Genomic DNA, 18,219 nt, shown 5'->3' with positions numbered 1-18,219 from the left:
GCTCGCGAAGACCCCGGCACCAACAGCACACATTCAAGGCCTGACCTTGCGCCCCGCCATATGCTTCAAATACCCCACCAGCCTCTCCAGGTCCCCATCAGGCAACAGCGCCGCTGAAAACCCGGGCATCTTCGCTTGCGGCCACTGACGCAAACTCTGCGGATCACGGATGTAGCGCTTGAGGAAATCCGCGCCAAAATACTCGGTCGGGCTGAACGGAATGTTCAGGTCCGGCCCGAACTGCGCATCTCCCGCACCGTTCAATCGATGACACGCCAGACAGTTCTTCTGAAACAACGCAAGCCCCTGGTTCACCGGATCATCGCTCTTCAATGCAGGATCAGGCAGCAGGGCAGGGAAGCGCTCGGCCACCGGGGCCAGGCGCTTGATGCCAGCCACTTGAAAAGGCCATTGTTCAGGACTGATGTTGCCCAGCTGCGGGTCAGTCCAGACCAGATAAAACGGCCCGGCGCTGGGCTTGCCTGCGGACAGGTCGGGCCACGGTGTTGCCGGGTCTTCAATCGCCAGCCACGCTCGCGCGCCTTCGGTATTGAGCAACGGCGCCGCCGCCAGTTCGGCCGCAAATCCGTCCGACGCTACCGCTTGCAGATGCTGATCAGGTTTGACCCCGGGCAACAGTGCCGCCAGCGGCACCGCCCGATAGTTCATGTCCCGCTTGTAAGACACATCGTTTTTGATCGTGATGGTTTGGACTTGAGGATGCTTGAGCAACTCCTCGGTTTGCCAGGTGCGCGAATGGTCGCCCAGCTCCAGATCAAGCTGCGCAGCGTACAGCGGCGAGCCGCACAGCAAGGTCGCCAATAGAATGATGGCTTTCAAGAATCGCCGTCCATGTCGTGGAAGTGCCGCAAGGTTGGCACAGCCGCACTGGCCCGGATAGCGGGCCAGTTACAATTTGGCGAGGCAATATAAAATCTGCAGCAGTTTGATTGAGAGATCAGCCGATCACCTTGGTCAGGTTCGGCAGAATCAGAAGAAGCGTGGTGGCGAAAAGAATGAGTCCGGCTTGACGTACTTTCGTGTGCTTGAACATGGCTAAACCGCCTTTTTTGTTATTTCCTGATTGCCTGCCTGCATATCTCCATGACGGCAGAGCGCTGCACTTCCTGTAAGACGAGTGCCTCGGCAAAACCCGACGGCAACTTCGTTCTGTTCACCTTAGAGCCCGTTAGAGCCCGCGTCACACTTGGCTTAGATCCATTTCGTATGGTTTTCCGGCGTTAAACCATTAAAAAGGTATGAGGCCTATTGCCAGCTTCTTTGTCGCCCGTTTGCTAGACAGCTTGCGTCTCTCAACCGGCCAACTCGATAGCACACTACCGTCCGTCTGAGCGTGACCGTCAATCTCGCTGAGCGTTGCGGTCATTGAATTCGCCGCGGCTCGGCATAAGGTGAAAGTCTGCAATCAATCCTGCACAGCGGTTCGAGGACGTCATGACCCAAGCTTTGATTTTCGACGCATTACGTACGCCCCGCGGCAAAGGCAAGGCAGATGGCGCCTTGCACAGCGTCAAACCGGTGAATCTGGTCGCCGGATTGCTCACCGCGCTGCAGCAGCGCAGCGATCTGGACACCAGTCAGGTCGACGATGTGGTCCTGGGTTGTGTGACGCCCATCGGCGATCAGGGGTCGGACATCGCCAAGACCGCAACGCAAGTGGCTGATTGGGACGTCAGCGTCGCCGGGGTGCAGATCAACCGTTTCTGCGCCTCAGGCCTTGAAGCCGTCAATCTCGGCGCCATGAAAGTACGCTCCGGGTTCGAAGACCTGGTGGTGGTCGGCGGTGTCGAATCGATGTCGCGGGTGCCGATGGGCAGCGACGGCGGTGCCTGGGCGCTGGACCCGCAAACCAACCTGCACAGCCATTTCACCCCGCAAGGCGTGGGCGCTGACCTGATCGCTACCCTTGAGGGCTTCAGCCGTCACGACGTCGACGCCTATGCGCTGCATTCCCAGCAGAAAGCGGCGCGCGCACGGGCCGACGGTTCGTTCAGCAAATCCTTGGTGCCGGTGCAGGACCAGAACGGCATCGTCCTGCTCGATCACGATGAGTTCATTCGGGCCGAGAGCACGCTGGAGGGGCTCGGCAAGCTCAAGCCGAGTTTCGAGATGATGGGTCAGATGGGTTTCGACGCCACGGCGTTACGCGTCTATAGCCATGTCGAACGCATTAACCACGTGCACACACCGGGCAACAGTTCCGGGATTGTCGATGGCGCCGCGCTGATGCTGATCGGTTCCGAAGCCAAGGGCCGGGCATTGGGTTTGCAGCCCCGGGCGCGCATTGTCGCCACCGCGGTCACCAGCACCGACCCGACGATCATGCTCACCGGCCCCGCGCCGGCGACTCGCAAAGCCTTGGCCAAGGCCGGCCTGCGCGTCGAAGACATCGACCTGTTCGAGGTCAATGAAGCCTTCGCTTCGGTGGTGCTGAAATTCATCAAAGACATGGCCATCGATCCGGACAAGGTCAACGTCAATGGCGGCTCCATCGCCATGGGCCACCCGTTGGGCGCCACCGGTTGCGCCATTCTCGGCACGCTGCTCGATGAACTGGAAACCCGGCGCCTGCGCTACGGCCTTGCGACCTTGTGTGTCGGCGGCGGCATGGGCATTGCCACCATCATCGAACGCCTCTGAGCCCCGACTTCAAGGAAACTCCCATGACCGAAGCCATTCGTTACGAAAAGGGCCAGGACGCAATTGTCGTCCTGACCATCGACATGCCGGGCCAGAGCGCCAACACCATGAATGCCGTGTACCGCGAAGCCATGGCGACGTGCGTTGCCCGGTTGCTCGTGGAAAAAGACAGCATTGCCGGCGTCATCATCACCTCGGCCAAGAAGACTTTCTTCGCCGGCGGTGACCTGAATGAATTGATCAAAATCGGCAAGCCGCAAGCCAAAGCGTTCTACGACATGGTGCTGACGTTGAAAGCTCAGTTGCGCACCCTCGAAACCCTCGGCAAACCGGTGGTCGCCGCGATCAACGGCGCGGCGCTGGGCGGTGGCTGGGAAATCTGCCTGGCCTGTCATCACCGGATCGCGCTGGATAATCCCGCCGTCCAGCTTGGATTGCCCGAGGTGACGCTCGGCCTGTTGCCGGGTGGCGGCGGGGTGGTGCGCACGGTGCGCCTGCTCGGTCTTGAAAAGGCCTTGCCGTATTTGCTGGAAGGTAAAAAAGTCCGCCCGCGAGAGGCTTTGCAGGCAGGGTTGATCGATGAACTGGCGACCAGCGTTGATGACCTGTTGGCCAAGGCGCGCGCATGGATCGTTGCCAACCCGGCGGCGGTGCAGCGTTGGGATGTGAAGGGCTATCAGATTCCGGGTGGTACGCCGTCGAATCCGAAAGTCGCGCAGATGCTGGCGATCGCGCCGTCGATCCTGCGCAGCAAAACCCAGGGTTGCCTGCCCGCGCCGGAAAAGATTCTCTGTGCCGCAGTGGAAGGCGCTCAGGTCGATTTTGACACCGCGCACCTGATCGAAACGCGCTACTTCACAGAATTGACCACGGGCCAAGTCGCAAAAAACCTCATTGGTACTTTCTGGTTTCAGCTCAATGAGATCAACGCTGGCGGCTCGCGGCCTCAAGGTTTCCCGCCGTATATGACGCAAAAAGTCGGCGTGCTTGGCGCCGGCATGATGGGCGCGGGCATCGCGTTTGTCAGTGCTTCGGCCGGCATCGAGGTGGTGCTCAAGGACGTCAACCTGGCTGCCGCCGAAAAGGGCAAGGCTCACTCGGCAGCGCTGCTGGACAAGAAAGTCGCGCGCGGCCAGCTGAGTGTCGAGCAACGTGAGGCGATCCTGGCGCGGATCCGTCCTGCCGAAAACGATGAGGACCTGGCCGGTTGCGACCTGATCATCGAAGCGGTATTCGAAGACCGGGAACTCAAAGGCAAGGTATCGGCCGCCGCGCAAAAAGTCGTCGGCCCCAAGGCGTTGATCGCCTCGAACACCTCGACCCTGCCCATCAGCGGCCTGGCGACTGCCGTGCCCGATCCAGGCAAATTCATCGGTCTGCATTTCTTCAGTCCCGTGGAGAAAATGCCGCTGGTGGAAATCATCAAAGGCAGCCACACCAGCGATGAAACCCTGGCCCGTGGTTTCGATTTCGTCCTGCAAATAAAGAAAACGCCGATAGTGGTCAATGACAGTCGCGGCTTCTTCACTTCGCGGGTATTTGGCACGTTCACCAACGAAGGCATCGCCATGCTGGGTGAAGGCGTGAGTGCGCCGATGATCGAGACCGAAGCGCGCAAGGCCGGCATGCCGGTCGGGCCGCTGGCGATCTCCGACGAAGTGTCCCTCAGCCTGATGAGCCATATTCGCCAGCAAACGGCCAAAGACCTGCAAGCGGAAGGGAAACCGCTGACAGAGCACCCGGCTTTTGCCGTAATTGATCTGCTGCTCAACGAATACAAACGTCCCGGCAAGGCCGCGGGTGGTGGCTTCTATGACTATCCGGCGGGTGGCCAGAAACAGTTGTGGCCAGAGTTGAAAACCCGTTTTGAAACCGCCGACGGGCAGATTTCGCCGAAGGACGTGCGTGATCGGCTGCTGTTCGTGCAAGCCATCGAAACCGTGCGTTGCGTGGAGGAGGGCGTGCTGACCTCGACGGCGGACGCCAACGTCGGTTCGATTTTCGGTATTGGATTCGCTGCCTGGACCGGTGGCGCCCTGCAGTTCATCAATCAATACGGCCTGCAGGATTTCGTCGCCCGCGCGCAGTATCTGGCTGAAGCCTACGGCGAACGGTTCGCGCCGCCCGCATTGCTGCTGGAAAAAGCCGCGAAAGGGGAGGCATTTTAAGGGACGGCGATGCATTCCGGGGCTTGCCTGCCACCGTGTTTCAAGGCAGGCTCTGGGGTGTGCATTATTCCCTTCACGTGTCAGGTATTTTTTATGTCGTTACGCATCTGCATTCTGGAAACCGACATTCTGCGTCCGGAGCTGATCGATCAATACCAGGGTTACGGGCAAATGTTCCAGCGTCTGTTTTCGCAGCAGCCCATCGCGGCGGAATTCACCGTCTATAACGTGGTGCGCGGTGAATATCCTGACGATGACCTGACCTTCGATGCGTACCTCGTCACCGGCAGCAAGGCCGATTCCTTCGGTACCGACCCTTGGATCGAAACCCTCAGAACCTACCTGTTGAACCGTTACGAGCGCGGCGACAAGTTGCTGGGCGTGTGTTTTGGTCATCAACTGTTGGCGCTGTTGCTGGGCGGCAAAAGCGAGCGCGCGACCCAGGGCTGGGGCGTCGGCACGCACAACTACAAACTCGCGGCAAAAGCGCCGTGGATGAGCCCGGTCAAGGAAGAGCTGACGTTGTTGATCAGCCACCAGGACCAGGTGACGTCATTGCCGGAAAATGCCACGGTCATCGCTTCAAGCGATTTTTGCCCGTTCGCCGCTTACCACATCAACGACCAGGTGCTGTGCTTCCAGGGACACCCGGAATTCATCCACGATTATTCCCGCGCGTTGCTGGATATTCGTCAGGAAGCGTTGGGCGAGCAGGTTTATTCCAAAGGCATGGCCAGCCTTGAACACGAGCATCATGGCACGACAGTCGCGGAATGGATGATGCGGTTTGTGGCGCACAAGCCCGAGGCTGCCAAACCTGTTTAAAGCTGATGCAGCATGCGCGCTCCCGCCACCTGTGGGAGCGAGCCTGCTCGCGATCGGCAGCGACTCTGTTTAACCTGCAGTGCACAGTCCTACAACCACCCCGACCGCTTGAAGCTCGCCCACAAACTGACACAGCCCACCGTGATAAACCCCAGCACTCCAAAATAACCGTAATGCCAGGTCAACTCCGGCATGTTCTCGAAATTCATCCCGTAAATCCCTGCCACTGCCGTTGGAAAGGCCAGAATTGCCGCCCAGGCAGCGAACTTGCGCTGCACTACGCTCTGACGGGAGGCTTCCAGTAACACGCCGACTTCGATGGTCTGGCTGGCAATGTCGGCCAGCGTCGTCAAGTCCTCCATCTGCCGCGTTACATGAATTTGCACATCGCGAAAGTAAGGGCGCATGTTCTTGTCGATAAACGGGAAGTTCAGCTTTTGCAGTTCCTCTCCGATCTCCACCATCGGCGCCGCGTATCGCCGTAAACGCACTACGTCGCGGCGCAGGCTGTGAAGTTTTTGAATGTCGTGCTCATTCAACGAACTGCACAGGACGTTGTGCTCCAGTTCATCAATTTCGGCATGAATCGCTTCGCCCACTGGCTGATAGTTTTCAATCACGAAGTCGAGGAGGGCATACAGAACGAAGTCTTCGCCATGTTCAAGCAACAGAGGACGCGCCTCACACCGTTGTCGCACATGGGCGTAGGAAGCCGAGTGGCCGTTGCGCGCGGTAATGATGTAGCCCTTGCCGGCGAAAATATGCGTCTCGATGAATTCCAGTTTGCCATTTTCACGGATGGGCGAGTACGTAACAATGAACAGCGCATCCCCGAAGGTTTCCAGCTTCGGTCGGCTGTGTTTTTCCAGGGCATCTTCGATGGCGAGTTCGTGCAGGTTGAACTGACGCTGGAGGTTGTTCAGCTCTTGCTCATTCGGCTCTTCAAGACCGATCCAGACAAAGTGCCCAGGCTTCGCGGCCCAGGCCGCACCTTCGTCGAGGGTGATGTCGGTGACTTTCTTACCGGCGCTGTAAACCGCAGCAGCAACAACTCTACCCATGGTTCTGATTCGCTTCTTATGTGCAAGTGGAAGTGGCAGGCAGGTATGAGCTTAGCCTTGTCTGCTGTTTGAGAGTCGGCAAAACCGGCAGAGTTCGCTGATAAAAGTAAACCCGCACTTGGCGGGTTTTTATCAGGCGACTTGCAGTTGCCGGTCCATCGAAGCGATGCACTCACGCATCTGCTCGCGGCATTGGGCGATCAACATGGGCATGTCATCCATGCTTAATCCTGCGGTGGGAATCGGCGGCAGCGAGCGGATAAGAATTTTCCCACTGCGCCAGCGGTTCAATCGCATGTGTTTGACGTAACTGCTGACACACACCGGCACGATTGGTACACCTGCGGCGATAGCCATCTGAAATGCACCTTTCTTGAACGGCAGCAGCTCTTCGCCAAGATTGCGTGTGCCCTCGGGGAACACCCAGATTGAAGTGTCTTCATGCTGCAAGGTGTGGGTGGTAGTCAACATCGACTGCCGCGCCTTTTGCGCGTTTCCCCGGTCGATCAACACGTTACCGGCCAGCCAGAACAACTGCCCGAACAGCGGCACCCATTTCAGGCTCTTCTTGCCAATGCACACGGTGCGGCGGGGCACCACGTTGCCGAACACAAACAGATCGTAGTTGGATTGATGGTTGGCGACGATCACGCAACTGTCGGGTTTGTCCATCAGCGGTGCTACGTCGGTCTTCACCCGCAAGCGCAAAATGCACATGGCCGGCCAGGCATACAGGCGCGCGCACAGACGGCTGTTATCCGGATTGAACGGTCGACACAGGCCGAGCAGCACGCCGAGCACGCCCGCCAGTACAAAGTGCAGGCTCATCAATAACATACGTAACACAAACAGCATCTGCAGGCCCACCGGCACAAAAGGTGGCGCAGTGTACGGATGTGCACTGTTTTCGGCAATTGTTGCCCGATAAGTAGGAGATGGCCGATGTTTGACCACATGTTTCTGAATTGATTGTCAGAGCCGTCCTAGAGCCGTTGTCGTTTTTTTACACCAAGCACGTACGAAAAAGCCCGACGCGAACGTCGGGCTTTTCGGCGATGCGGGTAAGATTCAACCCGTGTATTGCTGGTCCAGGATAATCGCGTTATCCAGGGTATCGAGCAGGCCCTTGCGCACTTTCAGTTTGGTGTTCTTGTGAGCCGTCATGTTGATTTTCTTCAACTGACGCGCCGCTGCCAGTGCCGCACCTTGCAGCTCCTCGGCCGATACCACGGCGTCGAGGAAACCTGCATCGACCGCGCTTTGCGGATTGAACATTTCGCCATTGATCACTGAACGGTGAAAGGCCGACTTGCGCAAACGATCCCTTGCAATCTCGATACCTGCGTGGTGCATGGTCATGCCGATCTGCACTTCATTCAGGCCAATGCTGAACGGACCGTCGACGCCAATGCGGTAATCCGCCGACAGAAGCAGAAATGCACCCTTGGCCACCGCGTGACCCGGGCAGGCGACGATGACCGGGAAGGGGTGCGACAACAGGCGACGGGCCAGTGTCGAGCCGGCCGTCACCAGCGATACCGCTTCTGTAGGGCCTGCCGTCATCACCTTCAGGTCATATCCGCCAGACAGGATTCCCGGCTGACCGGTAATTATCACAACGGCGCGATCAGTCACAGCCTGATCCAGCGCACTGTTGAACGCAGCAATCACGTCCGGCGAGATTGCATTGACCTTGCCATTGCTCAAGGTCAGGGTCGCGATACCGTCTTCGAGATGGTAGGAAATCAACTCACTCATGACGCTATTCCTTGTATGAAAGTTGAGGCAGACGTTACCCACCGCAGCAGGCCAGGTAAAGCGCCGAGACTGACTAGCCAGTCATCCTTTTCCCACACGCCGCGTGCTGCCAGCCATGCTGGCAGCGCATCGCCTTCTATATAGAAGATGACGCGAAGCCGAAGATTGGCAGGTTTGCCATGACGCGCAGCTGACAAGATCACCTGAATCCCTAACCGCATGAAAATTCTGCAAAAAAAGTTTGCCATCAGAAAAGCTTTCGACTACATTAGCGCGCCTCGACAGACTGAATATGTTTGACGAGATACGGTGAAGTGTCCGAGTGGCTTAAGGAGCACGCCTGGAAAGTGTGTATACAAGAAATTGTATCGAGAGTTCGAATCTCTCCTTCACCGCCAAATTTGATGTAACCAAAACCCCTGATTTCGAAAGAAATCAGGGGTTTTGTGATTTCCGGGGTCTGGAAAATCTTGCGGGCAGGTTTGATTGGCACCGGTGGCTACGGTCTCCATTCGTCGGCAGGCGGTTTCCATGAACCGCAAGTCCAGTAGTGACCGGCTAGTCTCAAAATTCTTGGTGATCAGCATTTTTCGGGCAAACAGGGCTTGCCGGTGCCGGTCCAGCTTTTGAGGGTGTGGATATGGTTCATCCGTATAACGAAGACGACGGGGCAGAGTTTCCGATCAACAACTGCGTGCAGTGTGGGCAAACCGAATATGTGGCAAGTTTTGGTGAAGACCAGATCAAAGTCGGCAAGATGAAATCCACTGTCAGTCGTGGGCCGAAGTCGAAATTCATGCCGAAGGTATCAACACCGGTTAGAAAGTGATGGATCCACTGCAGGCCCCGTCATGGAACGGGGTTTTTTTATCTGCCGGTTTATTTTAACCACACGGGATTTTGCAGAAACTTTCACAAAGTTTTCACAGGGTGAGCCGTAATCTCAGCTCATCCGTTAGAAAGCAATACCTGGCCCGTCTCCCCAGCGGGCTTTTTTTTGCCTGTCATAAAACCTTTCCCGTGATTGCTGTCCAACCGTCGCTGATGGTTGAGTCCGCGTGTCTGTGAGCTTCAACCTCGATCTTTGTTTGATTTTCCCAATTTTTTGAGGTTCTTGTCATGCGTTTAACTCTGCCTGCTCTGGTTTTTGGCCTGTTGGTTGCTCAAGGTGCATTGGCTGCTGGCGACGGCACGGCCGCGTTGGGTGGTGGTCTGGGTGGCGCGTTGGGCAATGTCGTCGGTCACAACATGGGCGGCAGTACGGGCGCGGCAATGGGTGCGGGCGTGGCCGGTGCGGCGGGCAGTGCGGTTGCAGCACGCAAAGGCAGCCGCACGAAGGCGGCAATCGGCGGCGGAGTTGGCGCGGCGGGCGGTTCAATCATTGGCAACAGTCTGGGCGGCAAGACCGGCTCCACCATCGGTGCAGGCTTGGGCGGGGCTTTGGGTGGCGGGGTAGGGAGCAACCTGTCCAAGGGTCACAAACGCCACTGATCCGATTGATGGCCAGCTGCCACAATTTAGTGAATCAATGATGACAGGATTTGAGCGGACAGGTGCTAGACTCCGCCCATCCGTAGTGCGTTTTTCCCCCCGACGCGGAATTAGAGGTTCATATCATGCGTTTAACATTGTCCACGTTGTTTCTGGGACTTTTGGTCGCTCAAGGTGCAATGGCGGCCGGTGATGGCACGGCTGCAGTAGGCGGTGGTATCGGCGGTGCATTGGGTAACGTGGTCGGCCAGCAGATGGGCGGCAGCACGGGTGCAGCGATCGGCGCAGGTCTGGGCGGCGCGGCAGGTAGCGCGGTTGGCGCGCCCAAAGGCAGTCGCACTGCAGCGGCCGTTGGCGGCGGCTTGGGTTCAGCGGGTGGTTCGGTAATCGGCAACAGCATCGGCGGCTCGACCGGTTCCACTATTGGCGCAGGCCTTGGTGGTGCAGCGGGCGGCGCAGTCGGTAATAACCTGGGCACCGACGACGATCGCAGTTCGCATTCCGGCAATGGCCACAACAACAAGTACAAGAAGAACAAGCACAAAAACAAACACCATTGATTTGATCCCGAATCACCGAAACCCGGCCCAGCGCCGGGTTTTCTGTCTCTATCGATAGCGTGCAGGAACGATTGCCCGCAGGGCGCCTCGAACTTAATACATCCCGGTATTGATTGAGGCCCGTCATGACTCCTGAAACCGAAGGCAAAGAAGAAAAAGGTCCAAGCGGAGTACCGTTCATCAATGATCCCGGGAATGAAGATCCCGGGTCGTTGATGGATGACGCCACCGTGCCACTCAATGATTCCGATGATGCGGGCGACGTGGGCAATACCGAATACGAAGAGGAAGATCTGGACGACGATGAACAGTGATTCGCCCCTGCGGGCGAGTCGGTCCGTACAGCCATGATCACCGCGTCATCAAGCTGCAGATTTCGGTTCTCAAACCTTTAAGAGGTGCATATGAACGCTGATCCTGAAGAAGCAGACGTTGACGACACGCCAGAGTACCCGCTGCCGTCTCCAACCGATTCGCTGAGCCGCGACCAGCGTCCGCCAGATGACGAGCCCGGTGTCGAGCAAGTGCCGAACGAGGACGTCAGACGTACGGACAGTGATGTCGAAGCCGACCCCGGTGATCCGGATAACGCAGGCAATGACGGTTCCGACGAGCCCAGTTGAGCGGCTGCCATTTGTCGGTTGAACGGCACCATCGACACACGATCGCTGCCGTACATTCAGGTAAGCAACTCTATCAAGGAGACGCACCATGATCAGATCAACCCTTACGGCCATCACTGTCGCTGGCTTGTTATCCCTTAGCTCCGCAGCAGTGTTCGCTCAGTCTACAGGCGCACCCGTCGATAAGGGCGGAGCACCACCATCCACCGAAATGAATACGGGTTCCGACAGTGGCAATGCGTTGCCACCTGGCAGCATTGACAGCGGGAACAGCGGAGACGCCAGCGGGAGAACCACAAGCCCGGGGGCTGGAAGCGGCTCCATGAGCGGTGGAAGCTCGATGGGGAGCGGTTCTGGCGGTGGGTCTGGCGACACCGGTAAGTCTGGGATGAGCAGTGGCAAGAAGGGGAGTTCGGGTACGCCAGCTGGGAGTAAGGATGGGGCTGGGGGCTAGTAGTTTTTTACCGATTACCGATTCGCCCAGCTAAATGCTGGGCGTTTTTATGACTGCGTTTAGTTGATCCAGGTGGTGGCGCATTAACCTACCTCTGATGTATGGAGGAGTAGTCAGACATATTGCCAGGATTTCCTTATGGCGGCCGTTTGCTCCCCCCGCATGGGTGGAAGCTAGATGGCTATTTTATCGTTTGGTAAAATGCCTGAAATGCTTCCTTCGTTGAGGAATTTAAAAATATGGTTCAGCCAAATTTTTCCCGATTCCCACTCATGCCAGTAGCAATATGAGCAACTCATGTTTTTCATAAGAAATTTCCGGAGCGAGTCCTCATTTAGATTAATTATTAATAATAATGTGATATCTTTTTGAACTCCTAGAATCGCTTTTGACGTAGATTCGGTCGCGAATGCATGTATAACGTCATCCGCCTTCTTGTGTTCCGTCATCCATTCTTCGTTGAAATAAGCACCCAGAAATTGGTGAGGATTATTGAGGGTTTCGTGTGTCATTGCGCAACCCGCCAAAATGAAATGGCCAAGTGGATCGCATGGTTTTTCTTAAGTATCAATTTCACTGCTGACAACGGTTCTAGATGCCCTTTCACGAAATCCCCTCGGCTCCGATTGGCATTGGTGTTGTCCGAGAAATAAGTAGTTTGTTAGCGCTATTGCTCATTCACTTGTCTATGTAAGATGATCTTGATATCCCCGTAACAGATTCGTACCACTCATAATAAAACTCTCTCTGTTGATTTATATCATTCGTAATGTCCGTATCTTCGTAGTCGAAGATTCTTATGATATTTTTCGTGCCCGTTCGCTCACCCATTTTGACCTCGTATGCCACCAGCCCAACGGACATTTGGGAGGACATTGTCGACGGGTAAACGTTTAGCTTTGCGCCTTTGCACAGGAATTTTATATTGGGATAGTCGGCTCTCATTAATCCGAAGCATTCGAAGCAGTCGTATGATTTATAAGTTTTACTTTTTGTATCGCCTATAATCAGTCTCAGCTCGGAGCGGGTTCGTTGCACCTCTATCACAGCTTGTTGGTTAGCACCGTTGATGCAGACGGAAATTTCGCACTTGATCATTGAGACTTGCTCGAGGATTTGTCCGATCTAATCCACTGCATAAAAAACTCTTTCTGCTCGTTGGGCTTGTTAGTCAAATTCTGTTCTTCATAGTCGAATATATAAACCAAATCTTCTCGTTCTGCCGGCTTGCCCAAAACAAGTTCATAAGCTTTAAGCCCAAGTGTCATTTGTGCGGACATACTAGACGGATGGACATTTATTTTAGATCCTTTGCAAAGGAACAGGATGTCAGGATGGTCCTCGCGTACACGTCCGAAGCATTTATAAAAATTACGGTCGCTGTAGGTCTTGTTGTACCCGTTTTGTCTAGTGAACATGATAGATACTGTAGAGCTGTCACAAACCAATTGTGCCGTTTCTTGCCGTCCCTCAATACTGATCGTCAATGGAACAAGCGTTATCATTTGCTGATTTTCCTATTTGGATTGATCAATGAGTATCCGAGTTCTTTACGGTTGTCGAGGATGAGGGTAGCTCCTAGCACGTCTTCGTTATTTATCCTGTTTTTTATAGCAATTTCTCTCTCTCTTCCAAACTCGTACAGGGGGCCTAGCTCAGCATGTAAGTCGTGTCCTGGTATTTTGTGAAGCGTGTATAGCCATCCTGTTCTGGTGCTATAGCTTGTTGCAAAGTCCTTTCCTACTTCTCTTAAGGGAGATGTACTGATGAAATTGCTTGGCGGATCATCACTGTCAAGAGAGTGCAACAGTAAGTCGTCGCTTTTACCTTTGCTCTTAAAGCCGTTTTCAAATACATCGCTGGGGTCAATCTGATCTCCCCGATATAAATAATCCTCTTCGCCTTTAGGCTTAGGTTGAACAGGTTCCCCCTCATCAACCTTAGCCTTCCCCGCCGGATCTTCAACTCCCTCAGTCCGCTTACACTTTCCCGTCCCAGGGCACTCAGTCAACCCCAGCGGATCAACCCACCCCGTCGGATTCCTTGTGTACTGATACTGATTCAGCCCACCCGCCAACCGAGTTGGATCCGGCGTCAGAAACCGGCCAACATTCGGATCATAGTATCGGTGCCGGTTGTAATGCAGGCCGCTCTCAGCGTCGAAGTATTGGCCTTGGAAACGTAACGGCTGGTCTAGGATCTGGTGGGTATCGCGGTTTAGGCGGGTGAGGCGGCCGTAGGCGGTGTATTGGGCGGCCCAGACGATTTCGCCGCTGTAATCCGTCAGCTCCTGCGGCGTGCCGAGATGGTCGAGCTGGTAATAAAACGGGCACGCTTTCTTCGGGCCTTTGCCGTCGAGCATGGCCAGCGGACGGAAGCTGCCGGGCTCGTAAACGTAGCTGCGGTAGTGGCTTTTACCGCTTTCGGCGACGAGGTTGTCGCCTTGCCAGAAAAACTCTGTGGTCTGCCCGTCGAAGGTTTTGCTGATGCGGCGGCCGAAGGCGTCGTAGCGGTAGCTTGCGCTGCGACCGTCGGGGGTGGTGACGCCGATCAGGCGGTGCTGGCTGTCGTAACGGTATTCGGTGACGAGTTTTTTCGCGGTGCCGCGGCGCTCGCGGATGAGGTTGCCGAAGGCGTCGTAGTCGTAATGGCGGTCGCCCTGCATCAGCAGGCGGTTGCCTTTGAAGGTGGTTGGGCCGGGGCGGTCCTGCATCAGCAGGTTGCCGGCCGGGTCGTGGGCGAAGCTTTCGGGTTTTTGATCGCGGGTGTGACGGACGCGGATCAGGCGGTTGAGCGGGTCGTAGGTGTAATCGCGCTGGCCGTGGCGGGTGTCGGCGATGTGCTCGAGATTGCCGTTGGCGCTGTAGGCATAATCGCGGCGATACAGCGATCGCTGGTTTTGGCTGAGGGCGTGAGCCTGCAAACGGCCCTGATCGTCGTAGGCGTATTCGCTGAGCAGCCAGCCTTGTTGGCGATTTTTTTCGCGACCGGCAACGAACGTGTGTGAACTAAGGTGTGCCCCGTTGAGATCGATGCCCGTCAGCGCGCCACCCTTGGCACGCTGATAATCCAGTTTGCTGCCATCCGGCAGACGCATCCGCTTGAGCTGGCCACAGGCGTCGTAACCGTAACGCAGCGTGCCCCAGCCCTGATGCTCGGTGATCAGCCGGTCCTGAAGGTCGTACTCGAATTCCAGCGGATGATCGTGGCCGTCGTCGACGCCGATCAGTCGACCAAGCGTGTCATAGCGATAGGTGACCTTGACCCCGTCGGGCAAGGTTTTAACCAGCAAACGCCCGGCCGGGTCCCGCTCATACGCGGTAAGCAAAACCGAACCGTCGTCACCCAACTCGGTCTTTTCCAGCAACTGCCCGTTCAGGTCGTAGGCATAGGCCGTACGCCGCCCGTCGAAGCCTGTTTCCTGTCGGATCAATCCACCGGGCGTGTAGTCCAGCTGATATTTTTCCCCGGATTCGTTCTCGATCTCCGTCAGCAAGAGCTGCGCGTTGTCGTAGCGATACTTGAGCTGCGTGCCGTCGGGATTGATTCGCCGGCTGACCAGGTGCAAGTCGTCGGCATATTCATAACGGGTGATGCGCCCCAGTTCGTCGCGCTCGGCGGTGATCTGGCCGTAGGCGTTGTAGCTGTAAGCGCGCGTCGCCTCTGTAGGCAAAGTCGTCTGCAGCAGTCGGCCAATGGCGTCCCAGTGGTACCGGGTGACGGCACCGTGTTCGTCCTGCCGGGTAGTCTGGCGTCCCAGAACATCGTAGGAAAACCGCCGCACACCGCCATCCGGCAGCGTTTCTTCGACCAATTGGCCCAGAGCGTTCCACACCAGCAGATGCCCGCTGGTGTCGGGGTAACGAATTGTTTGCAGTTGCCCTTTGTCGTCGTAGAAATAGCGGGTGACCTGACCGTCCGGGTCAGTCGCTTCAGTGACATCGCCCTGGGCGTTACGCTGATAGGTCCACACCGCTTTGCCGCGATAGCGTGCGTGCAGGAAACCGTTGCGGTATTCGTAGGACGTCGGCTCCTCGTCCGGTGGAATCAGCGCCACCAAGCGTCCGACGTTGTCGTAGCGGTATTCGGTGATGGCGCCGAGCGCATCCTGTTCGGCGATCAGCTGTCCCTGATCGTCATACGCCTTGAGCTGTTCACCGCCATCCAGCCCGACCCGGCGCACCAGCCGCGCCCGATCATCGTGCTGATAAACCTCCTCGCTGCCGTCACCATTGAAAACAGTGACACTGCCGGCGTCATCCCAGACATAACGCGCTTCCATCTGCGCGAACGACGCCCAATGCCGAATACATCGCGCCGCCTTGCCGGACTTTTCCCACTCCCAGAAGAAACTCGCCCCACCGGCCAGTTGCCGCTGCAGGATGACGTGCTGGTCGTCGTAGTCGTAACGCTCGCTCTCACCGGCCGCGTTGGTCGCTTCGATCAGCCGATGACAGGCGTCGTAGCGGTAGGACACCAGCGTCTGCTCGGTCTGCCAGGCTTCCTCCAGACTGGGCGCCGACACGAACACCTGGTAATCAACTGCGATCAAATGGCTGCGGTCATAACGCAGCAGCAAGGCCCGGCCAGCACCGTTATCCAGCTGTTGAATACGGTCCTGGCGATCGCGCGTAATACGCAACCGGTTACCGTACGCATCGCTGATCGCCGTCAATCGGCCATCGTGAAAGTGATAAAACCGCGTCAGTTCGCCGGCCTGCGCGAGGATCAGCTCGTCGCTTGAATCCCCCAGATAAATCGCCGCGCGCGACAAACTGTTATGAATCGCCGGACGTTCAGCGCTGGGCAACGGAAACGTCGTACGCCGGTTTTCATGGTCGACCCAGACCACCGATTCGCCGACGATCTCCAGCCGATGCGACAGCGAATGGCTCCAGCCAAACCCCAACCCGCCATCGATCTCCACGGCGCTGGTGCGGTAGAGCCGGGTGAAATCGAACGGCAACACGCCATGCAAAGTCCCATCGACCAGCGTCAGCAATTCCTCGCCGGTCACCATCGATACCGGGCAGCCGTCCTTGCAAGTCGAGGGCACACAAGTGGCACTGTCACCGTTAGGATTTTTCGCCTGATCCGGCGCGTCATCCCGATTTTCCACTCGGCCAAGGCGCGTTTGCATTTCGGTCTTGTCGCGAGCAATGGCGACCGGATTGCTGACTTCAACCGTCGGGTTAGCGCGAGCGCTGATCTGCAGCGGAACCACCGGGGAAGGCCTGATCGGTGCATTGCGTGCATTTACCATCAGCGGTTTGAGCATGCTCGCGTGCGGGGCGAGATCCGACTGCGCCGTGAGCTCCGCCAGGCGCAAACCCGCGGCCGCCAGCCAATTTCGCGCTCGCGCAGATTTAACCCGGTTCAGCACTTTGGCACTTATAGCCAGCTTTAGGCCTGTAGGACCCGTGAGCCGCACCAGCAGGAAACTCACCAGCAGCTCTGTGCGAATTTCCGCCACGACTTCAGCGATGTATTGCGGGGGCAGCATCCGCAACCAACTGGTGAACGCCGCCAAATGGATGAACATCAAAGGCTCGTCGCTCAACATCAGCAACACTTTGGCAATGACATCGGCGGGGACATTCAGAAGCGCTTCGAGCTCCTGCTCGGTCAGATACTCAAGCAGTTTTTCGCTATTGGCCTGCAGGTCCGCCATCAGTGCGAAAACCTGTTTTACGTCACCCCACAAACCCAGCAGCGACTTTTCGAAACCGTGCCAGTCAGCCTGTTGCAGGATGCCGTAGCGTCCAATGAAACCGGCCTCGGAAAACGACTGCCATAGCGACTCGAATTCGGTCGTCCACTCGGCACGCAGCCAGCCTTCCAGGTCGCCGATAACGCTCTGATAAGAGGCATACAGCGCTTTGACGTGATCCGCCGAAACATTGGGAAAAAAGGTGATGCGATAACGGTGACCGCGCCAGCATTCGGCAACCTCGAGGATGCCGCTGGGTCCGATGGTGTGATGAATCGGCTGATCGAAACTGACTTCACCACCCGGCCCTTCAATGACCCGTTCGAGCATCACCGGTGTATCGCCGATGGGCACAAATCGGGCGGCTTCAAACATATGTACCAGGGTCAGCGGGCCTTCGGCCGGGCAGGAGGCGAGTGTCGAACTGACGGGCGAGGTGAGATTCTTCGGCGCACTCAGGCGGACCTCGTTGCCGACTTTGAACACCTGCTCCACACCCAGCGCCCAACCGGTCCAGAAGTCTTCAGCCCAGGCTTCGTAGTCATTGAGGCTGAGCCGAAAATCGTCGAGCAGCGCCTCGACGTCTGGCTGATCGGGGTTCATCGCGGCGACCACCAGCAGACCGATGGCGTACTTCAAGGCCAGGACCTTGTCAGGTTTGGAAACATTCGCAGCCCCTTGCGCGGATCGTAGGAGCGCGACTTTGCGGGGGATCCACGAATAAAGAAGTCGGGAAAGGAGGCGTTTGATGTAGGGCAAATCGCTAAATCGACATTTGCTCAAAGGACACAGGTTTTTCCTCCGGCGAAGGATTGCCCGTTGCTCTGAGCGGTCCGCGCTCGTTATGCTGCTGAACCCTTTAATCAATCCTGGTTGAACGTATTCGAGTTGACCGGGGTGTCGTTCAA

Annotated in this window: 14 protein-coding genes, 1 tRNA gene and 1 pseudogene; 9 read left to right on the top strand and 7 right to left on the bottom strand. The window is 56.8% G+C overall.

Annotation, left to right across the window (positions count from 1 at the left end):
- Positions 1-33: 33 nt before the first annotated feature.
- Positions 34-854: pseudogene (locus ACYZT1_RS16585) on the bottom strand (c-type cytochrome).
- A gap of 601 nt (positions 855-1,455) precedes the next feature.
- Here ACYZT1_RS16585 and ACYZT1_RS16580 point away from each other — a divergent pair.
- The 3 genes from ACYZT1_RS16580 to ACYZT1_RS16570 all read left to right on the top strand — a co-directional run bounded on the left by ACYZT1_RS16580 (position 1,456) and on the right by ACYZT1_RS16570 (position 5,654).
- Positions 1,456-2,661 carry an acetyl-CoA C-acetyltransferase gene (locus tag ACYZT1_RS16580; RefSeq protein WP_462015772.1) on the top strand — a complete coding sequence of 402 codons (1,206 nt, stop codon included), beginning with the start codon at positions 1,456-1,458 and terminating at the stop codon, positions 2,659-2,661.
- Positions 2,662-2,684: 23 nt separating this feature from the next.
- Positions 2,685-4,829 (top strand): 3-hydroxyacyl-CoA dehydrogenase NAD-binding domain-containing protein, encoded by a 2,145-nt coding sequence (locus ACYZT1_RS16575; RefSeq protein ID WP_462015771.1) that lies wholly within the window; start codon positions 2,685-2,687, stop codon positions 4,827-4,829.
- 93 nt (positions 4,830-4,922) lie between these two features.
- A complete protein-coding gene (locus tag ACYZT1_RS16570; RefSeq protein WP_462015770.1) occupies positions 4,923-5,654 on the top strand; it encodes an amidotransferase in 732 nt (243 codons plus the stop codon).
- An 89-nt stretch (positions 5,655-5,743) separates the two neighbouring features.
- Here ACYZT1_RS16570 and ACYZT1_RS16565 read toward each other — a convergent pair whose 3' ends face one another.
- The 3 genes from ACYZT1_RS16565 to ACYZT1_RS16555 form a co-directional block, all read right to left on the bottom strand.
- Positions 5,744-6,715 (bottom strand): magnesium and cobalt transport protein CorA, encoded by a 972-nt coding sequence (locus ACYZT1_RS16565; RefSeq protein ID WP_462015769.1) that lies wholly within the window; start codon positions 6,713-6,715, stop codon positions 5,744-5,746.
- A gap of 132 nt (positions 6,716-6,847) precedes the next feature.
- Positions 6,848-7,570: a lysophospholipid acyltransferase family protein gene (locus ACYZT1_RS16560; RefSeq protein ID WP_462015768.1), complete on the bottom strand. Its 723-nt coding sequence runs from the start codon at positions 7,568-7,570 to the stop codon at positions 6,848-6,850.
- Positions 7,571-7,783: 213 nt separating this feature from the next.
- A complete protein-coding gene (locus tag ACYZT1_RS16555) occupies positions 7,784-8,473 on the bottom strand; it encodes a crotonase/enoyl-CoA hydratase family protein (protein WP_462015767.1) in 690 nt (229 codons plus the stop codon).
- A 308-nt stretch (positions 8,474-8,781) separates the two neighbouring features.
- Between ACYZT1_RS16555 and ACYZT1_RS16550 the strand changes: the two genes are divergently transcribed.
- The 6 genes from ACYZT1_RS16550 (at position 8,782) to ACYZT1_RS16525 (ending at position 11,147) form a co-directional block, all read left to right on the top strand.
- Positions 8,782-8,871, top strand: a tRNA-Ser gene (locus ACYZT1_RS16550).
- 242 nt (positions 8,872-9,113) lie between these two features.
- The gene (locus ACYZT1_RS16545; protein ID WP_462015766.1) at positions 9,114-9,302 is read left to right on the top strand and encodes a hypothetical protein; all 189 of its coding nucleotides are present in this window, start codon (positions 9,114-9,116) and stop codon (positions 9,300-9,302) included.
- 290 nt (positions 9,303-9,592) lie between these two features.
- Positions 9,593-9,964 (top strand): bacteriocin, encoded by a 372-nt coding sequence (locus tag ACYZT1_RS16540; RefSeq protein WP_462015765.1) that lies wholly within the window; start codon positions 9,593-9,595, stop codon positions 9,962-9,964.
- Between the two features lie 125 nt (positions 9,965-10,089).
- Entirely contained in the window at positions 10,090-10,524 is a 435-nt protein-coding gene (locus ACYZT1_RS16535) for a glycine zipper domain-containing protein (RefSeq protein ID WP_462015764.1), read from the top strand.
- Between the two features lie 125 nt (positions 10,525-10,649).
- Complete coding sequence (locus tag ACYZT1_RS16530; protein WP_462015763.1) at positions 10,650-10,838, top strand: hypothetical protein; 189 nt, start codon at positions 10,650-10,652, stop codon at positions 10,836-10,838.
- A gap of 90 nt (positions 10,839-10,928) precedes the next feature.
- Positions 10,929-11,147 (top strand): hypothetical protein, encoded by a 219-nt coding sequence (locus ACYZT1_RS16525; RefSeq protein ID WP_462015762.1) that lies wholly within the window; start codon positions 10,929-10,931, stop codon positions 11,145-11,147.
- 627 nt (positions 11,148-11,774) lie between these two features.
- On the opposite strand, the gene ACYZT1_RS16520 is transcribed toward ACYZT1_RS16525, so the two are convergent.
- The 3 genes from ACYZT1_RS16520 to ACYZT1_RS16510 form a co-directional block, all read right to left on the bottom strand.
- Positions 11,775-12,113: a contact-dependent growth inhibition system immunity protein gene (locus tag ACYZT1_RS16520; RefSeq protein ID WP_462015761.1), complete on the bottom strand. Its 339-nt coding sequence runs from the start codon at positions 12,111-12,113 to the stop codon at positions 11,775-11,777.
- Positions 12,114-12,695: 582 nt separating this feature from the next.
- Positions 12,696-13,106: a hypothetical protein gene (locus ACYZT1_RS16515; protein WP_462015760.1), complete on the bottom strand. Its 411-nt coding sequence runs from the start codon at positions 13,104-13,106 to the stop codon at positions 12,696-12,698.
- A complete protein-coding gene (locus ACYZT1_RS16510; protein ID WP_462019266.1) occupies positions 13,103-17,914 on the bottom strand; it encodes an RHS repeat-associated core domain-containing protein in 4,812 nt (1,603 codons plus the stop codon). Before ACYZT1_RS16510 ends, ACYZT1_RS16515 begins: the two co-directional genes overlap by 4 nt.
- Positions 17,915-18,219 lie beyond the last annotated feature (305 nt).

It is taken from the genome of Pseudomonas sp. PB3P13 (assembly GCF_054897735.1).
Note: the sequence above shows the minus strand (reverse complement) of the source record. Positions and strands in the feature narration are given on the sequence as shown.

Bases quoted from the DNA above. Each gene is read 5' to 3' on its own strand.
- ACYZT1_RS16580 (WP_462015772.1), top strand. From the start codon at position 1,456: ATGACCCAAGCTTTGATTTTCGACGCATTACGTACGCCCCGCGGCAAA.
- ACYZT1_RS16575 (WP_462015771.1), top strand. From the start codon at position 2,685: ATGACCGAAGCCATTCGTTACGAAAAGGGCCAGGACGCAATTGTCGTC.
- ACYZT1_RS16570 (WP_462015770.1), top strand. From the start codon at position 4,923: ATGTCGTTACGCATCTGCATTCTGGAAACCGACATTCTGCGTCCGGAG.
- ACYZT1_RS16565 (WP_462015769.1), bottom strand. From the start codon at position 6,715: ATGGGTAGAGTTGTTGCTGCTGCGGTTTACAGCGCCGGTAAGAAAGTC.
- ACYZT1_RS16560 (WP_462015768.1), bottom strand. From the start codon at position 7,570: ATGCTGTTTGTGTTACGTATGTTATTGATGAGCCTGCACTTTGTACTG.
- ACYZT1_RS16555 (WP_462015767.1), bottom strand. From the start codon at position 8,473: ATGAGTGAGTTGATTTCCTACCATCTCGAAGACGGTATCGCGACCCTG.
- ACYZT1_RS16545 (WP_462015766.1), top strand. From the start codon at position 9,114: ATGGTTCATCCGTATAACGAAGACGACGGGGCAGAGTTTCCGATCAAC.
- ACYZT1_RS16540 (WP_462015765.1), top strand. From the start codon at position 9,593: ATGCGTTTAACTCTGCCTGCTCTGGTTTTTGGCCTGTTGGTTGCTCAA.
- ACYZT1_RS16535 (WP_462015764.1), top strand. From the start codon at position 10,090: ATGCGTTTAACATTGTCCACGTTGTTTCTGGGACTTTTGGTCGCTCAA.
- ACYZT1_RS16530 (WP_462015763.1), top strand. From the start codon at position 10,650: ATGACTCCTGAAACCGAAGGCAAAGAAGAAAAAGGTCCAAGCGGAGTA.
- ACYZT1_RS16525 (WP_462015762.1), top strand. From the start codon at position 10,929: ATGAACGCTGATCCTGAAGAAGCAGACGTTGACGACACGCCAGAGTAC.
- ACYZT1_RS16520 (WP_462015761.1), bottom strand. From the start codon at position 12,113: ATGACACACGAAACCCTCAATAATCCTCACCAATTTCTGGGTGCTTAT.
- ACYZT1_RS16515 (WP_462015760.1), bottom strand. From the start codon at position 13,106: ATGATAACGCTTGTTCCATTGACGATCAGTATTGAGGGACGGCAAGAA.
- ACYZT1_RS16510 (WP_462019266.1), bottom strand. From the start codon at position 17,914: ATGAACCCCGATCAGCCAGACGTCGAGGCGCTGCTCGACGATTTTCGG.